The organism is Streptomyces sp. NPDC031265 (assembly GCF_055570295.1).
In genome coordinates, this window is sequence record NZ_JBVIHM010000009.1 from 109,394 (window position 1) to 126,591 (window position 17,198).

General features: G+C 74.1%; 12 protein-coding genes. 5 read left to right on the top strand and 7 right to left on the bottom strand.

Going from position 1 to position 17,198, the window contains the following annotated elements:
• Positions 1-113: 113 nt before the first annotated feature.
• A complete protein-coding gene (locus ACZ499_RS16490) occupies positions 114-1,007 on the top strand; it encodes a hypothetical protein (RefSeq protein WP_468675638.1) in 894 nt (297 codons plus the stop codon).
• A 248-nt stretch (positions 1,008-1,255) separates the two neighbouring features.
• Here ACZ499_RS16490 and ACZ499_RS16495 read toward each other — a convergent pair whose 3' ends face one another.
• Positions 1,256-3,127 (bottom strand): cell division protein PerM, encoded by a 1,872-nt coding sequence (locus ACZ499_RS16495; RefSeq protein WP_468675640.1) that lies wholly within the window; start codon positions 3,125-3,127, stop codon positions 1,256-1,258.
• Positions 3,128-3,279: 152 nt separating this feature from the next.
• Here ACZ499_RS16495 and ACZ499_RS16500 point away from each other — a divergent pair, with 152 nt between their 5' ends.
• On the top strand, positions 3,280-4,530 hold the full coding sequence (locus ACZ499_RS16500) for a SigE family RNA polymerase sigma factor (RefSeq protein ID WP_468675642.1): 1,251 nt from the start codon (positions 3,280-3,282) through the stop codon (positions 4,528-4,530).
• 132 nt (positions 4,531-4,662) lie between these two features.
• Here ACZ499_RS16500 and sucD read toward each other — a convergent pair whose 3' ends face one another.
• The 5 genes from sucD to ACZ499_RS16525 form a co-directional block, all read right to left on the bottom strand.
• Entirely contained in the window at positions 4,663-5,547 is an 885-nt protein-coding gene (sucD, locus tag ACZ499_RS16505) for a succinate--CoA ligase subunit alpha (protein WP_385544178.1), read from the bottom strand.
• Between the two features lie 21 nt (positions 5,548-5,568).
• Positions 5,569-6,747 (bottom strand): ADP-forming succinate--CoA ligase subunit beta, encoded by a 1,179-nt coding sequence (gene sucC / locus ACZ499_RS16510; RefSeq protein WP_385544181.1) that lies wholly within the window; start codon positions 6,745-6,747, stop codon positions 5,569-5,571.
• Positions 6,748-7,064: 317 nt separating this feature from the next.
• Positions 7,065-8,180: a vWA domain-containing protein gene (locus tag ACZ499_RS16515; protein ID WP_468675802.1), complete on the bottom strand. Its 1,116-nt coding sequence runs from the start codon at positions 8,178-8,180 to the stop codon at positions 7,065-7,067.
• 50 nt (positions 8,181-8,230) lie between these two features.
• Positions 8,231-10,732, bottom strand: coding sequence for a DUF5682 family protein (locus ACZ499_RS16520; protein ID WP_468675643.1), 2,502 nt, complete (start codon positions 10,730-10,732; stop codon positions 8,231-8,233).
• Positions 10,729-11,865 (bottom strand): ATP-binding protein, encoded by a 1,137-nt coding sequence (locus tag ACZ499_RS16525; RefSeq protein WP_468675645.1) that lies wholly within the window; start codon positions 11,863-11,865, stop codon positions 10,729-10,731. The genes ACZ499_RS16520 and ACZ499_RS16525 overlap by 4 nt, the downstream gene beginning before the upstream one ends.
• 127 nt (positions 11,866-11,992) lie before the next feature.
• Here ACZ499_RS16525 and ACZ499_RS16530 point away from each other — a divergent pair, with 127 nt between their 5' ends.
• Complete coding sequence (locus ACZ499_RS16530; RefSeq protein WP_468675647.1) at positions 11,993-13,357, top strand: SWIM zinc finger family protein; 1,365 nt, start codon at positions 11,993-11,995, stop codon at positions 13,355-13,357.
• 92 nt (positions 13,358-13,449) lie between these two features.
• Positions 13,450-15,108, top strand: coding sequence for a DUF5691 domain-containing protein (locus tag ACZ499_RS16535; protein ID WP_468675649.1), 1,659 nt, complete (start codon positions 13,450-13,452; stop codon positions 15,106-15,108).
• Between the two features lie 380 nt (positions 15,109-15,488).
• Here ACZ499_RS16535 and ACZ499_RS16540 read toward each other — a convergent pair whose 3' ends face one another.
• The gene (locus ACZ499_RS16540) at positions 15,489-15,902 is read right to left on the bottom strand and encodes a cobalamin B12-binding domain-containing protein (protein ID WP_101389677.1); all 414 of its coding nucleotides are present in this window, start codon (positions 15,900-15,902) and stop codon (positions 15,489-15,491) included.
• A 409-nt stretch (positions 15,903-16,311) separates the two neighbouring features.
• Here ACZ499_RS16540 and ACZ499_RS16545 point away from each other — a divergent pair, with 409 nt between their 5' ends.
• On the top strand, positions 16,312-17,088 hold the full coding sequence (locus ACZ499_RS16545) for an esterase/lipase family protein (protein WP_468675804.1): 777 nt from the start codon (positions 16,312-16,314) through the stop codon (positions 17,086-17,088).
• The last annotated feature ends 110 nt before the right edge of the window (positions 17,089-17,198 follow it).

Consider the following 17,198-nt stretch of genomic DNA (forward strand, 5'->3'; position numbering starts at 1 on the left):
GTCTGGCCGGACCCCCGCGCGGGAACCCGCCAGGAGCCCGCTTGACACTCGACCTCAATGCTCGACGAATGCGACCCCCTTGGCCAGGGGTCCGAGGGGAAGACGTTCACCAGATGCCGGACCGACGCGACCAGCCGTTCGCAGAACGCCATTCCCCCGCGACGACGGATTCGACGGACCCGACGAACCCGACGGGCTCGACTCCGTCGCGGCGGGAGGAAGCCACCGGCGCGCGGGAAGACGGGGCCCGGGGCGAGGGTTCCGGTGCCGGGGCCGACGGATCCGGCACCGGGGGTACGACCGGGACACCGAGTGCCGGGGCCGGTCCTGGGGCCGGTCCTGGGGCCGATGAAGGCTCGGACCGGGCGCCCGCCGACGACAATCCCTTCGCGCCGCCGCCGGAGGGGCGTCCCGACCAGCCGTGGCGCCCGCGCCGCCCGGCCGACGGCTCGTCCCCCTGGGGCAGCCAGTGGAGCGACCGCCAGCCCGGCGCCGGCCAGGGCGGTTTCGGCAACCGCCCGGAGGACCCGGAGCGCGGCTCCGGTCCCGGCCCCGGTCCCGGCCAGAACCCGCCGCCGGGCCCCGCCCTGCGCTGGGACCCCACGGACCCGGCCCAGCGCCGGGCGCGCTACGCGCTGCTCTCGGGCATGTGGGCGTTCTTCTTCGCCCTGTTCGACATGACGGAGATCGCACTGCTGCTCGGCTCCCTGGCGCTGTACTGGGCGATCAGCTCCCTCCGCGCCAAGCCGAAGCCCCCGGAGGCCACCCCGGCACACCCCGCGTCGGCCCCGCCGCCGCCCCCCGCCAAGCCCCAGACGACGGCGGCGGTCACGGGCCTGGTGACGGCGATCCTCTCCCTGTCGATCGTGGCGGCAACGTTCACGATGCAGATCGTGTACCGCGACTACTACACATGCGTGGACGACGCCCTGACGAAGACGGGCTCCCTGGCATGCAACGACTTGCTGCCGAACCCGCTGGAGCCGTTGTTCGGGGTCAAGGAGTAGGAGTGGGGGGTGACGGGGTGGCTCGCCGCGAGGCGGGCACCGCGACCGGCGGGCACCGCGACCGGCGGGCCGCAGCCGCTGACGGCGGGCAACGAGAGACCCGAGCTTCGCCAACACCGCCGGGCCCTGCCCGCCGCAGGCGGGCGCCGCGACCGACGGGGCACAGTCGCCGACGGCGGGCAACCGGCCACCAGAGGCCCGAGCCGCCCCAACGCCGCCGAACGGGCGGGTGGGTGGGGCCATCGCGGCTAGTGGGGGGCCGGGGGCTCGCCCTCGGCTTCGGGGAGGGGCGAGCCCTCCGGCCCGGGTTCACCCTGGTCCCCCGGCACAGCAGCCTCCCGCTGCTCCGGCCCCGGCTCGGGCACCACGACCCCCTCGGCCCGATCCCCAGCCCCGGGCAGCCCGCCCGAATCCACCGGTACGGCCGGCCCCGGCTCGCCCGGCTCCGGCACCCCCACCACCGGCGCCCCCACCGGCCGCTCCGGCACCTCACCCCCCGCCGGGACGTCCGGCATCAGCCCCCCGGACGCCTCCCGCACCCCGCCGTCGTGCCACGCCCCGACCGGCAGGACGTCGTACGGCTCCCGGTCCCCCGGCTCCGCCACCTCGCCCTTCCGACGCCGCCAGGCAAGGCGCGACCACCATCGCCGCACCCCGGCCGCATCGGCCACAGTCTCCGGGGCCACACCCGAAACCGGCGGCACGGCCGCCACCGGCACCACACCCGAAACCGGCGGCTCCGCCGCCTTCCGCCCCCACCACCACCGCAACCCCAGCGCCCCCCGAACCCCTACCCCCGCCGTCCACAGCAGCGCCGCCCCGCCCGTGCGCCACCACCGCAACCCCAGCGCCCCCGGCACCCCCACCCCCGCCGTCCACAGCAGCGCCGCCCCGCCCGTACGCCACCACACCGGGCCCAGCGCCGCCAGGCGCTCCGAGCCCAGGGGGCCGGCCGAGAGCGCGGTCAGGAGCGCGAGCGCCGCCCCGCACGCCGCCGCCCCGTACAGCGCCGCCAGCGCCGTCTCCCCGCGCCCCCACGCCTCCTCCCCCTCCTCCTCGCCCGTCGCCCGCCGCGCCGTCCACCATCCGACCGCCAGCCCGGCCAGCACCGGCAGCACCGCTACCGACCAGGTCAGCCAGTTCCCGCGCGGCTCGGCCGGCAGCGCGCTCAGCAGCGGGAAGTGCGGCACGGCTGGCGTTCCCGCCACCCCGAGCGGCGTCGCCACCGCGCCGGTGCCGAGCAGGAGCCCCGACCCCAGCCCGTACGCCGCCCCCCACACCACCGCGTTAGGCACCAGCGCCAGCGCCAGCAGCAGCACCGCGAGCCGCCCGGGCCAGTCCTCCGCCAGCCGCAGGAACGTGTCCTGGGCCGCGCCGGCGTGCCACACCAGCCCCGCCCCGGCGAGCAGAGCCCCGCCCGCCAGCAGCACCGCGACCCCGGCCGACCCGGCTCGTACAGCCGTATTCGTACGACGATGGACCAGCACCCGGCGTACCGGCTCGGGCACCCACCCAGGCAGCGGAATGCGCGGACGGCCGTGCGCGGTCCAGAGCCCGGCGCCCACCGCGCCCGAGGTCACCAGGGTCAGGTGCAGCGCGGCGCTGAGGGGCGCGGCGGGCAGCGGACCGTCGGACGCGTACAGCACCGCCGCCGCGCCCACCAGAAGGTATCCGCAGGTCACGGCCGTGAAGGCAGTCCATACGGGTGACAGCGCCGTACGCTCGCCGCCCTCCTCCGCCCCCTCGTCGTCGCCATACCCCGGTTCCGGCTTCCTCTCGTACGACAGCGCGTCCCGCGCCGCCCGGTGTGCCAGCCACACCGGCAGCCCGACGAGCAGCAGCGGCACGATCCCCACCGGGGCGGGCACCCCGCTGAGCGTGTCGGGTCTGACCAGCTGCGTTCCATGGGCGAGCAGCCACAGCGCGGCCGCCGCGCGCAGTGCGCCGCTGGGGCCGCTGTCGGGGTAGGGCGAGCTGATCCACACCACTGTCACCAGCACGGCGAGCACGCCGAGTCCCAGCCCCGCCGCCATCACCCCGCGCAGCACGCAGGTGGCCAGCACGGGCGGGCGGCCCTGGGCCGCAGGCAACCTCAGGCCGCGATCGGTCACTTGTGTCACGCCGCCATGCTGCCAACGACACGCGCTTTCTCCGCGTAACAGGAAAATGCCCGCCGTGTCGCCCAATGTATGTTTATGTTCTTGTCTGCTCGGGGTAAGGCTGCGGGCGGTACGGCCGTCTCGGCCTTCGCGGGGAGTCCTGGGAGCCCTTCATGACAGAGCGCACGTCCGACACCGGCGCCGCCGTGTCGCCGCCGCCCGTGCCGACCCCGGAGGAACGGCCGGTCACGGGCTCCGGCGGCGTCCCGGCGGAGGCCGATACGGACACCCGCGCCGATACGGATGCGGGTGGCGGGCCCGGCGCCCCCACCACCCGGGTGAAACCCAGCGCGCCCGCCAAGCCCCTGAGCACCCGCCGCCCCCGCTCCGCCGCGAAACGGGCCGCCAAGCGCCCGGCGACGGCACCGGTCCGCCACGACGCGGCCCACGCCCACGGCCCCGCCCCGGTGCCGGTCCCCTCACTCGCCGGCGCGCCCCTGCTCCCCGCCGAGGCGGACGACGCGGATGATCCCGATGAAACACCCCGGGTCCCGGCCGCATCGGACCCCGCCCCCGAGCCTCCCGCCCGCCCCGTCTTCGACACCCCCGTCGACGCCTTCGACGCGCTCTACGCCGCCCACTCCACCGCCCTCGTCCAGCAGACGTACCTGCTCACCGGGCGGCGGCGGCTGGCGAAGGAGGCCGTCGCGCGCGCCTTCCACCTCGCCTGGCAGCGGTGGCCCGAGGTCGCGACCGACGCCGACCCGGCGGGCTGGGTACGGGCCGCGGCGCACGAGTACGCCCTCTCCCCCTGGCACCGGTTCCGCCGCGCGCACAAGCACCCCGACCATGCCCCGGCCGACCCGGAGCTCCGTACGCTGCTGCGCGCGCTGCTCGACCTGCCGCCCCGGCACCGCCGTACGCTCCTGCTCTACGACGGCCTGGGCCTCGATCTGCCGGAGACCGCCGCCGAGACCGAGGCCAGCACCCCGGCCGCCGCGAACCGGCTGCTGAACGCCCGCGAGGCCGTCGCCGTCCACGTACCGGAGTTCGCCGCGGCCGCCACCGCGGAGGCGCTGTCCGCGCTGCTGCGGCGGCGCATCGGCGAACTCGCCCTCGCCGAGCCCCCGGCCGTGACCCGGCTGCCCGGTCCCCGGCGCGTGCGTGCCGGTGGCGAGCGCCGCATCCGGGGCTGGACGCGTGCCGCCGTCACCCTGACCGCCGTCATCGTCGGCGCGACGGCCTTCACGCTCTCCAACGCGCCCACCCGCTACATCCCGCCGGTCTCCCCGGGCCAGCGCATCGGCGGTGTCCCGCTCAACAGCGGCCCGCAGCGGCACGTCGAACAGGACGTGGAGCTCCACCGGAAGCTGCTCGAAGAGCCCGCACACGGGCCGGAACGGCTGGTCCCGGAGTCCCGCTGACACCCGCCGGGACCCGCTGGGCCTGGAAACGCGCGTGGGCCCGCACCCCTTGTCCGGGGGTGCGGGCCCACACGCGTACAGACGTACGGACCAGCCGTACGGGCGACCCGAAGGTCAGGCGGCGAGACTGTGTCAGTTGCCGAGAATGGCGCGCGCCAGCTTGGCCGTCTCGGTCGGCGTCTTGCCGACCTTGACGCCCGCGGCCTCCAGGGCCTCCTTCTTGGCCTGGGCCGTGCCGGAGGAGCCGGAGACGATGGCGCCGGCGTGGCCCATGGTCTTGCCCTCGGGCGCGGTGAAGCCCGCGACGTAGCCGACGACCGGCTTGGTCACGTTGGCCTTGATGAAGTCGGCCGCGCGCTCCTCGGCGTCGCCGCCGATCTCACCGATCATGACGATCAGGTCGGTGTCGGGGTCGGCCTCGAACGCGGCGAGCGCGTCGATGTGCGTGGTGCCGATGACCGGGTCGCCACCGATGCCGACGGCGGACGAGAAGCCGATGTCACGGAGCTCGTACATCATCTGGTACGTCAGCGTGCCGGACTTCGACACCAAGCCGATACGGCCCGGCTTGGTGATGTCGCCCGGGATGATGCCGGCGTTGGACTGGCCCGGCGTGATCAGACCGGGGCAGTTCGGGCCGATGATGCGGGTCTTGTTGCCCTTGGCCTTCGCGTACGCCCAGAAGGCGGCGGAGTCGTGGACCGCGATGCCCTCGGTGATCACGACGGCGAGCGGGATCTCGGCGTCGATCGCCTCGACCACGGCGGCCTTGGCGAACGCCGGCGGCACGAAGAGGACGGACACGTTGGCGCCGGTCTTCTCCATCGCCTCGGCGACCGTGCCGAAGACCGGGATCTCGGTGCCGTCGATGTCGACGGACGTGCCGGCCTTGCGCGGGTTCACACCGCCGACGATGTTGGAGCCGTCAGCGAGCATGAGCTTGGTGTGCTTCATGCCCGTGGCGCCGGTCATGCCCTGGACGATGACCTTGCTGTCCTTGTTGAGGAAGATAGCCATGGTGGTGTCTGACCTCGTCCCTTACTTCGCAGCCGCGAGCTCGGCGGCCTTGTCGGCCGCGCCGTCCATGGTGTCCACGCGCTGCACGAGCGGGTGGTTCGCGTCCGACAGGATCTTGCGACCCAGCTCCGCGTTGTTGCCGTCGAGGCGCACGACCAGCGGCTTCGTGACCTCTTCGCCCTTGTCGGCGAGGAGCTGCAGCGCCTGGACGATGCCGTTGGCGACCTCGTCGCACGCGGTGATGCCACCGAAGACGTTGACGAACACGGACTTGACGTCCGCGTCGCCGAGGATGATCTCCAGGCCGTTCGCCATCACCTGGGCGGACGCGCCGCCGCCGATGTCGAGGAAGTTGGCCGGCTTCACGCCGCCGTGGTTCTCACCGGCGTACGCGACGACGTCCAGGGTGCTCATGACGAGCCCCGCGCCGTTGCCGATGATGCCGACCTCGCCGTCGAGCTTGACGTAGTTGAGGCCCTTGGCCTTGGCGGCCGCCTCAAGCGGGTTGGCCGACGCCTTGTCCTCAAGCGCCTCGTGCTCCGGCTGGCGGAACTCGGCGTTCTCGTCCAGGGACACCTTGCCGTCGAGGGCGAGGATGTCACCGGAGGCGACCTTGGCGAGCGGGTTGACCTCGACGAGGAGCGCGTCCTCGGCGACGAAGGTCTTCCACAGGGTCACCATGACCTCGGCGACCTGCTCGGCGACCTCGGCCGGGAACTTCGCCTGGGCGACGATCTCGCGGGCCTTCTCGATGGTCACACCCTCGTTGGAGTCGACCGGGACCTTCGCGAGGGCCTCGGGAGTCTTCTCCGCGACCTCCTCGATGTCCATGCCGCCCTGGACCGAGGCCATGGCCAGGAAGGTCCGGTTGGTGCGGTCGAGGAGGTACGAGACGTAGTACTCCTCAAGGATCTCGGGAGCGGTCTCGGCGATCATCACCTTGTGGACCGTGTGGCCCTTGATGTCCATGCCGAGGATGTCCGTCGCGCGAGCGACGGCCTCGTCCGGCGTGGAGGCCAGCTTCACGCCGCCGGCCTTGCCTCGGCCGCCTACCTTCACCTGCGCCTTGACGACGGACTTGCCGCCCAGCCGCTCGGTCGCCTCGCGGGCTGCCTCAGGCGTGTCGATCACTTCACCGGCCAGCACCGGTACACCGTGCTTGGCGAAGAGGTCCCTCGCCTGGTACTCGAACAGGTCCACGCGCGTCCGTCCCTTTTCAGTGGTTCGCGGTTCGTTCTTCTGCGTGGGCGTGCCGCGAAGGGCAACGTGACGGCACTGTCACTGAGGGAGGCGTACACGGTGTCCGGGTACGCGGCATGTCCGTCTCGCAGGTTATCCCCGCCAGAGCGAGCTCCCTAAATCGCAGATCACACCTGAGCGGTGATACCTGTCACAGATCACCTGCTCACAGCGTGTCAGGTATCGGCAGAGGACGCTTCTCGATCGCCGCCGCCATGCTGTGTCTCCCCGGGGGACAACCCCGGCCCCCGGCCGGGAGGCCGACCCCGGCACCGGTTTCAGCCCGCGTCCGGTATCGGCAGCGCCCGCTTCTCGATCGCCGCCGCCATGATCTCCGGGAAGAGATCGGGGGTGCAGGCGAAGGCGGGCGCGCCCAGGGCGGACAGGGCCGCCGCGTGCTCGTGGTCGTACGCCGGGGCGCCCTCGTCGGAGAGGGCGAGCAGGGCCACGAACTGCACCCCGGACGCCTTCATCGCCGCCACCCGCTTCAGCATCTCGTCCCGGATCCCTCCCTCGTAGAGATCACTGATCAGTACGACGACGGTGTCGGCAGGACGGGTGATCTGCGACTGGCAGTAGGCGAGGGCGCGGTTGATGTCGGTGCCGCCGCCCAGCTGGGTGCCGAACAGCACGTCCACCGGGTCGTCGAGCTGGTCGGTGAGGTCGACGACGGCCGTGTCGAACACGACCAGCCGGGTGGCGATCGAGCGCATGGAGGCGAGGACGGCGCCGAAGACCGAGGCGTAGACGACCGAGGCTGCCATGGAGCCGGACTGGTCGATGCAGAGGACCACGTCCTTCTTGACGGACTGGGCGGCCCGCCCGTATCCGACCAGCCGGTCCGGGACGACCGTGCCGTACTCCGGCAGGTAGTTCTTCAGGTTCGCCCGGATGGTGCGGTCCCAGTCGATGTCCCGGTGGCGGGGGCGGCTGATCCGGGCCGAACGGTCCAGGGCGCCCGTGAGCGTGGCCTTCGTCCGGGTGGCGAGCCGCTTCTCCAGGTCCTCGACGACCTTGCGGACGACCGCGCGGGCCGTCTCCTTGGTGGTCTCCGGCATCGCCTTGTTGAGCGAGAGCAGCGTGCCCACGAGGTGCACGTCCGCCTCGACGGCCTCCAGCATCTCCGGCTCCAGGAGCAGCGCGGAGAGCCCGAGCCGGTCGATGGCGTCGCGCTGCATGACCTGGACGACCGAGCTGGGGAAGTACGTACGGATGTCGCCCAGCCAGCGGGCGACGCTCGGGGCGGAGGCGCCGAGCCCGGCGCCCCGGTCCTTCGACGAACCCCGTCCGCCGGAGCCGCCGTAGAGCGCGGCCAGGGCGCCGTCCATCGCCGCGTCGCGTCCGGCGAGCGTGCGGCCCGTGCCGTCGGCGCCCTGCTCCCCGCCGAGCACCATCCGCCAGCGGCGCAGCCGCTCGCCGGCGGCCGCATCGAGTTGTTCTGTGCTCACTTCCCCACTCCTGCCAGGTGGTCGGATGCCAGGTGGCCGGATGCCAGGTGGCCGGATGCCAGGTGGCCGGACGGCTCCGGCGGTGCGCCGGATCCGTGGGTGCTTCCGCCGAGGATCAGCCGCAGCAGCGGCTCCACCGCGTCGGCGCGCTCCTCGTCGAGCCCGGCCCCGAAGCCGGGGGCGGCCGCGTCGGCCCGGGCCGGACCGGCGGTGCCGGGGCCGCGCCGGACGAGCTCGCCGAGGGTGCGGCGCACGCCCGGTTCGTACGCCGAGAAGGTGCGGCGCAGCAGCGGGAGTACGTCCGTGAAGGCGTCGGCCGGGACGCCGGTCAGCCAGGTGTCGACCAGGGCGAGCAGCCGCTCGTCGTGGACGAGGAGCATCCCGCCGCCCGAGGCGCCCCCGACGAAGCCCTCGATCCAGGCGGCCGCGTCGCCGGGCGGTGTCCCCGCCGAGAGCGCCAGGCCCATGTGGCGCTCCGCCTCGGTGTCGTCGAGCCGTCCGTCGTCCAGGAGCAGACGGACGGCACGGCCCCGGATCTCCCCCGCCGCCGTGTCCCGCCCGGCCAGCCTGGCCAGGACCGACGCCCAGCGGTCCCGCAGGGTCGTCGGGCCCTCGGGCGCCTCCGGGAGCAGGGCCATGGCCGTGTGGACGTCGTCGATGCGGCGGCGCATCTCGGTGGCGCCGTCCGCGTCCAGGCCGGTACAGGCGGGCGGCAGGCCGACGCAGATCCGCTCGGCGAGCCCGGCCGCCACCTCCCCGAGCGCGGCCGTCTCCGTGCCCCGCACGTCTCCGTACCGCAGCGTGCGGGCCAGGGCGGGCAGCGCCTGGGCGAGGTGGGCGACGTCCGTGTCGAGCGCGGCCCGGTCGGCGAGCTCGCGCATCACCACCGGGAGCGCGTCGGTGAGCTCGGCGAGCAGACACCGCTCGGCCAGCGCGGTGATCTCGCCCAGGACCGTCGCCCCGGCGGCCTCCGACTCGGCCCGCGCGGTGGCGGCGGCCAGGACCGTGGTGCCCCACACCCCTGCCTCGGCCACCCGCACCGACAGCTCGGGCTCCCAGCGCAGCCGCCAGCTCTCCCGGAATGTGCCGGTGCTGCCCCGGGACGCCGACTGCTCGCCCCAGCCGATGCCGAGGAGGCTGAGCCGGTGCAGCAGACGGCTGCGCGCGGCGTCGGTCTCCTTGCGCAGATCGAGCTCCAGCTCGCGCTCCAGCGCCTCCGGTTTGAGCCGCAGGGAGCGCTGGGCGCGGGTGAGGTCGCGCTGGAGCGGGACGGCCGGGGCGGCGTCGGGGACCTCTCCGAGCGCATCGCCCACGACGAGGCGGTCCTGGACGAGGGCGAGCGGCACGTCGGAGCCCTCGCACATCACCGCCCGCACCGCGTCGGTCGTCTCGGTCAGGCCCGGCAGCGGGCGGCCGCGCATCGCGGCGAGGGTCCCGGCGAGCCGCACCGCCTCGATGACGTGGGCGGACGAGACCTGCCGGTCCTCCTCGCGCAGCAGCCCGGCGACCTTGGTCATCCAGCGCTCGACGGGCCGGTCGGGGGCGGCGAACAAGTGCCCGTACCAGCCGGGCGAGTCGACGCCCGCCCCGTAGCCGCTGTGCCGGGCGAGGCGGCGGTGGGTCCAGGGCACCCAGGTCAGCTCGGCCTTCACCTTGGGGAGGCCCTTGAGCAGCGCGCGGTCGGCCGCGACCGTGGTCCGGGCGGCCAGCGCGGGCACGTGCCAGGCGCCGCACACCACCGCGATCCCATCCCCGAACTCGCGCCGGGCAGCGCGCAGTTGCTGTCGCATGTACGCCTCGCGGATCAGGTCGCGCACGTGGCCGCCGTCCCCGTACGCCTCGCGCAGCGCCGTCATGGCTTCGCCCAGGACGGTGAACGGGCCGTACGGATCGGCTCCCGGCGTGCCGTCGCGGTGCTCCACGACGTCCTCCCACCAGGCTTCCGGGTCGTCGTATCCGGCGGTTTCGGCGAGCACGCCGATCGGGTCGATCCGCAGCCCGGGCCGCCCCTCTTGTGAACCGCCCTCGTCGTCGGTCCCGCCGTCCGTCCCGCTCAGTGGCTCGGTCTCCGGCGGCTCCTCCGCCAGGGAGTGGGCCGCCGGGAGGTCGATGAAGCGGACCTCGGCGCCCGCGTCCAGGGCCCAGCGCAGCGCCACCCACTCCGGCGAGAACTCGGCCATCGGCCAGAACGCGGCCCGGCGCGGGTCGTCCACCACATGGGCGAGCAGCGCGACCGGCGGCCGCATGTCCGGGTCGGCGGCGAGCGCGAGCAGCCCGTCGGCCTCGGGCGGGCCCTCGATCAGCACGGCCCGGGGCCGCGCCGCCTCCAGCGCCGCCCGCACGGCCCGCGCCGACCCGGGCCCGTGGTGCCGCACACCGAGCAGCCAGGGGCCGGGGGGCTCGGCGGGCGCCGGGTCCGTGGCGCCGGGCCCGACTGCATCCGGCGCGGCCGCATCCGCAGCGGACGCGTCCGGCGCGGCCGAGGACAGGGCGGTCATGCCGACACCTCTCGGCAGGCGCGGTAGAAGTCCTTCCAGCCGTCGCGCTCGCGCACCACCGTTTCCAGGTACTCCTGCCAGATGACGCGGTCCGCCGCCGGGTCGCGGACGACCGCGCCGAGGATGCCCGCCGCCACGTCGCCGGAGCGCAGCACGCCGTCGCCGAAGTGCGCGGCGAGCGCCAGACCGCCCGTCACCACCGAGATCGCCTCGGCCGTGGAGAGCGTCCCCGAAGGGGACTTGAGCTTGGTGCGGCCGTCGCCGGTCACGCCGTCCCGCAGCTCGCGGAAGACGGTGACGACCCGGCGGATCTCGTCCATGCCCTCGGGGACTGCGGGCAGGTCGAGCGAGCGCCCGAGCTGGTCGACCCGGCGCGAGACGATGTCGACCTCTTCGTCGGCGGTCGCCGGAAGCGGCAGTACCACCGTGTTGAAGCGGCGGCGCAGCGCGCTCGACAGCTCGTTGACCCCCCGGTCACGGTCGTTGGCCGTGGCGATGACGTTGAAGCCGCGCACCGCCTGCGTCTCCTGGCCCAACTCGGGGATGGGCAGCGTCTTTTCCGACAGGATCGTGATCAGCGTGTCCTGCACGTCGGCGGGGATACGGGTCAGCTCCTCGATCCGGGCCGTCATCCCCTCGGCCATGGCCCGCATGACCGGGCTGGGCACCAGGGCGTCCCGGCTGGGGCCGTGCGCCAGCAGTTGCGCGTAGTTCCACCCGTACCGGATCGCCTCCTCCGGAGTGCCGGCCGTGCCCTGGACCAGCAGCGTGGAGTCGCCGCTGACGGCGGCGGCGAGGTGCTCGGACACCCAGGTCTTGGCGGTGCCGGGGACGCCGAGCAGCAGCAGCGCCCGGTCGGTGGCGAGCGTGGTGACGGCGACCTCGACGATGCGGCGCGGGCCCACGTACTTCGGCGTGATCACCGTACCGTCGGGCAGGGTGCCGCCGAGCAGATACGTGGCGACGGCCCACGGCGAGAGCTGCCAACGGGCGGGCCTGGGCCGGTCGTCGGCGGCCGCCAGCGCCTTGAGTTCGTGCGCGAACGCGTGCTCGGCGTGCGGGCGCAGGGCCTCGGCGGCGGCCGCCTCGACACCGCTTCCGGCGGCTGCGGAGTTGATTTCGGACACGGTCATGGATCCCCCTCCAGATCAGTCGACCCGATGTGAGTCCACCGTGCACCACGCCACTGACAATCGGCCTCGGCGCGGGGGAAAGTGCAGGTCAGGCCGATTGTCAGTGGGGGCATCTACCTTCGGAAGCATGAATCAGCAGGGGGTGCGCTGGACTGCGGAACAGGTGCTGGCTCTGGCTCCTGACGCCGCGTCACGCAAGGCGGGAAGCAAGCTGGGCACGGCCGGGCCGTGGTCGGAGAGCGGCTGCGACAACTCAAGCGTGTGGGGCCTGTGCAAGGGCAGCGGCAGCAAGCCGTACCAGACGGTGGTCGACACGGGCGGGCTCGGATACAAGTGCAGTTGCCCGAGCCGCAAGTTCCCGTGCAAACACGCGCTGGGGCTGCTGCTGCTCTGGGCGGCGGACCAGCAGGCGGTGCCGGCCGTCGGGGACGGGGAGGTGCCCGGCTGGGCCGAGGAGTGGCTGCGCGGCCGACGGGAGCGGGCGGAGAAGAAGGGGAGCGAGGGGGCGGGCCCCGCCGAGGCGAGGACCGCCGATCCGGAGGCGGCCCGGCGCCGCGCGGAGAAGCGTGCCGAGCGGGTCACGGCCGGGGCGGCCGAGCTGGAGCAGCGTCTGGAGGACCTGCTGCGCGGCGGCCTGGCGGCGGCCGAGCGGCCCGGGTACGGGCTGTGGGAGGAGACGGCCGCCCGCATGGTCGACGCGCAGGCGCCGGGACTGGCGGGCAGGGTAAGGGAGTTGGGGGCGATACCGGGCTCCGGGCCGGGCTGGCCGGTGCGGCTCCTGGAGGAGTGCGCGCTGCTGCATCTGCTCGACCGGGCCTGGCTGGGCCGCGAGGGGCTGCCGGAGCCGCTGGCCGCCACGGTCCGGGCGCGGGTCGGCGTGCCCGCGCCGCCGCAGGGGCCGCCGGTGCGGGACATCTGGCAGGTCCTGGCCCAGTACGACACGGCCGACAGCAAGCTGACCACGCGCCGGATCTGGCTGTACGGACGGGAGTCGGGCCGTGCGGCGATGCTGCTCGACTTCGGCGCGGCGGGCCGGGCGCCCGAGCTCGCCCTGCCGGTCGGCCTCGCGATCGACGCCGAGCTCACGCCGTACCCGGGCGGCGGGCAGCTACGGGCCGCGCTGGGCGAGCGGTTCGGGGCGCCGCTGGCGGCCGTGGGCCCGCCGCCCGGCGGCACGACGACCGAGGCGATGGAGCGGTACGGGCAGGCGCTGCGGGACGATCCGTGGCTGGACGCGTGGCCGGTGACGCTGAGCGGGGTGATACCGGTACCGCCTGGTGAGGGCGGCGGCCAGGGGTGGCAACTGGCGGACGCCGACGGCGAGTTGGCACTTGCCGTCACCTCGGGCGCGGCTGACCGGGCGGGCCTGTGGAAGCTCGTCGCGCTGTCGGGCGGCGGCCCGGTCACGGTGTTCGGCGAGTGCGGACACCGGGGGTTCGCGCCGCTGGCGGGGTGGGCGCAGGGCGAGGCGGAGGCGGTGCGGCTGCTGTGACGGCGGCGAGTTCGAGGGCTGCGGGGTTGAAGGCTGCGGGTTTGCGGGCTGCTGTGAAGGAGGGTGCGCATATGTATGGAGGAGAAGCCACGATGTCCGCTGCCGCGACCAGGAACGGGGACACGACCAGGAACGGGGGCACGACCAGGAACGGGGACACGGCCAGGACCGGGGGCACGGGCGGCTCCTGGGAGGAGCTCGTCACCAGCGCGTTGCTCGGCACCGAGCGGCGGCCCGCTGCCGGGGAACCCGCCGCGCTCCTCGACGAGGCCGCGCTGCGAACCGTCCGCCGCCGGGCGGGACTGCTGCCCGCACCAGCTCCGATACGGCCCGAGAGGGCGCCGGACGACGGGCGGCCGGAGCTGCCGGAGGCCGCGCGGCGATGGCTCGGGCAACTGCTCGCGGACCGTTCGGCGTCGGCGCACTCCGGGGGCCGGCGGGGGGCCGCGCCGGATCTGGCGGAGCTGCTGCCGCAGTGGCTGGGCGCGGCGGCCGAACGGGGCTTCCGGGCGCCGCCCGCCCTGCTGCCCGCGCTGCTCGACGCGGCCCGGGCGCGTACGGATCTGCGGCCGCAGGCATTGGCGTTCGCCGGGCCGCGCGGAACGTGGCTGGCGCGGCTGAACCCGGAGTGGCGGTTCGCGCTGCGCGGCGGGCCGGGCAGCACGGTCCTGCCCGACGCCTCGGACACCGAGGCGGTGCGGCGGCTGTGGGACGAGGGGCTGTTCGCCGAGCGGGTGGCGCTGCTCGCGGCGGTACGGGCTTACGAGCCCGGGGCCGCGCGGGAGTTGCTCGCCACGACGTGGGCGGCCGAACGGGCCGAGGACCGGCTGATGTTCCTCGACTCGCTGCGGGCCGGGCTCTGCGGGGAGGACGAGCCGTTCCTGGAGCGGGCGCTCGCCGACCGCAGCCGTAATGTCCGGGCCACGGCCGCCGAGCTGCTTTCGGCGCTGCCCGCGTCCGCGCTGGCCGGGCGGATGGCGGCGCGGGCGGCCTCGTGCGTCGCGCTCGACCGGTCGGGGGACGGGGACGGGGCGCGGATCGCGGTGGAGGCACCGCACGAGTGCGATGCGGGGATGCAGCGCGACGGGGTGGCGCCCAAGCCGCCGACCGGGCGGGGCGAACGGTCGTGGTGGCTCGGCCAGTTGGTGGAGGCCGCGCCGCTGGAGGGCTGGACAGGGCGGCTCGGGGGGCGTTCGGCGCGGGAGATCGTGGTGTTGCCGGTCGCCGACGACTGGGGGGACGAGCTGCACGCGGCATGGTGCCGGGCGGCGGTGCGGCAGGGGAACGCGGAGTGGGCGCGTGCGCTCCTCGGCACCCCGTCCTCCCCGCCGGGCGGCAACGCGGGGACGGTGTCGCTGGCCGAGCGGGCCAAGCTGCTGTCGACGCTGTCGGAGGAGGAACGGGCGGAGTGGGTCGCCGCGTTCATAGCCGCGCACGGGTTGTCGGAGGCGTTCCAACTGCTGGGGGTGTGTCTGGTGCCGTGGTCGGCGGGGCTGGGGCGGGCCGTGGTGGACGCGCTGGAGATCGCGCGGGACGCGGGGAGCTATCCGTGGAGCTTCAGCGGGGTGATGGGGCTGGCGGAGCGGTGCCTGTCTCCGGGGGAGGCGGGGCGGCTCGACGCGCTCACGGCTGTGCCGGTGGAGGAGGAAGGGGCGTCGCCGGGAGCGGGGGGTTACTGGGCGGAGGCGTTTCAGCGGCTGGTGGGGACGTTGCGGTTGCGGGGGGCGATGCTGGCGGAACTGGACGGTTGAGCCCCCACCCCGCCCGTTCCCGCTGTGACATGTGCGGCTCCGCCGCGTGGCCTCCGGGGGTGGGGGGCTGAGGTGGTCTCCCGGGGGCTACACCCCCGGACCCCGTTGGCGGGGCTGCGCCCCGGCCTCCGTTCGCCGACCGGCCGCCGGTGGCTGGTCGCTCAGTACCCCGCGCCCCTAAAGGGGCCCGCACCTCAAACGCCGCAGGGGCTGGAGGTACCTGGTACCTAAGGGGTGCGGGGAACCGCGCGGCCAGCCCCCACCCACCCGCAGAGAAAGAACACGCCCCCAGGAGCCCGCCCGGCGCGAGCCTCGCATCCCCCCTCAGGAGGGAACTGCGCGACCGGCCACAGACAACCCGCAGTCGAACACGAGGCCCCCTACGCCCCCGCCCCCTCCCGCACATTCGCGTTGACCCACTCCACAATCGACGTCGTCGTCGCCCCAGGCGTGAAGATCTCGGCCACGCCGAGGGACTTCAGCGGGGGGATGTCCGCCTCGGGGATGATGCCGCCGCCGAAGACCTTGATGTCCTCCGCGTCGCGGTCCTTCAGGAGTTCCAGGACCTTGGCGAACAGCGTGTTGTGGGCGCCGGAGAGGATGGAGAGGCCGATCGCGTCGGCGTCCTCCTGGATGGCCGTGTCGACGATCTGCTCGGGGGTCTGGTGCAGGCCCGTGTAGATGACCTCCATGCCCGCGTCGCGCAGCGCCCGTGCGATGACCTTGGCGCCCCGGTCGTGCCCGTCGAGCCCCGGCTTGGCCACCACCACGCGGATCGGACCGGTTACACCCATCACTGCCTCCACACGAGGTGAACAAACTGAAGTGGACGAACTGAAGTGAACGAACGTTATCTCCAGCATCGCGCACGCCGCCGTTTCGCGGCGGCCGGGGAGGGGGAAATCACACGGTGGGACATGTTCGTTCTGCGTCGCCGCACCCGGTTGTCCGCCGCCCGCCGGCCGGACCTGCCGGGTCGGCTGCAAGGGGAGCCACTCTGAAGGCGCCGGACCACCGTGCCGTCAGCCGCACAGCACGGAGGTCCGGCCCATGGCGTTCTTGACGAGCGCGTTTTCGCGGGGGCGCCCCATGAGGGCACACGGGGGACAGGGCCGTCCTCCCGGCGTGCCGTTCGGGAGGCCGTCCGTGCAGTTCTTTCCACTCCTTCCGCTGTGTCTGCGCCGCGCCTGGGTCTCCGCCGCGATGCTGCGCGCCACCGCACTCGACCTCGCCGTGCTGGCCGGCCATCTCGTCCTCTATCCATCCGGCATGGCGGCCGAGCAGAGAGACCCCGCCCCGGACGGGGCACCACAGCTGCCCACCGCCGGGCGCGCCCGGCCGCCCGTCGTGCTGCTGCACGGCTTCATCGACAACCGGTCGGTCTTCGTCCTGCTGCGCCGCTCGCTGTCCCGGCACGGCTGGCGCCATCTCGAATCGCTCAACTACTCGCCGCTGACCTGCGACATCCGTACCGCCGCCGAACTGCTCGGCCGCCATGTCGAGGAGATCTGCGCGCGCACCGGGCACGCCGAGGTGGACATCGTCGGGCACAGCCTCGGCGGTCTGATCGCCCGCTACTACGTCCAGCGCCTCGGCGGCGACGCGCGCGTCCGTACGCTCGTCACGCTCGGCACCCCGCACGCGGGCACGCGGTCGGCGCAGCTCATCAGCGCGCACCCGATCGTCCGCCAGATGTGCCCCGGCTCCGATGTCGTCGAGGAGCTGCGCCGGCCCGCCCCCGGCTGCCGGACGCGGTTCGTGAGCTTCTGGAGCGACCTCGACACGCTGATGGTCCCGGTGGAGACCGCCCGTATCGACCACCCCGATCTGACCGTTCAGAACGTACGGGTGTCGGGAATCGGACACCTGGCCCTGCCGGTCCACCCGGCCGTCGCCACCGGCATACGTCAGGCGTTGACGGTGGAAGAGGCCGGGAAAGAAGAGACGGGCAGCGCGCGCGATGCGTTCTCGGTTGCTTGAGCTTCAGCTTGAGCCGTCCTAACGGCCCGCTCAGCACCCGCTTGCTCGAACATTTCTCGAACGAAAGACCAAGCCTCTGCCCACAGCCCGCCGAAAGACGCTGATTGCCC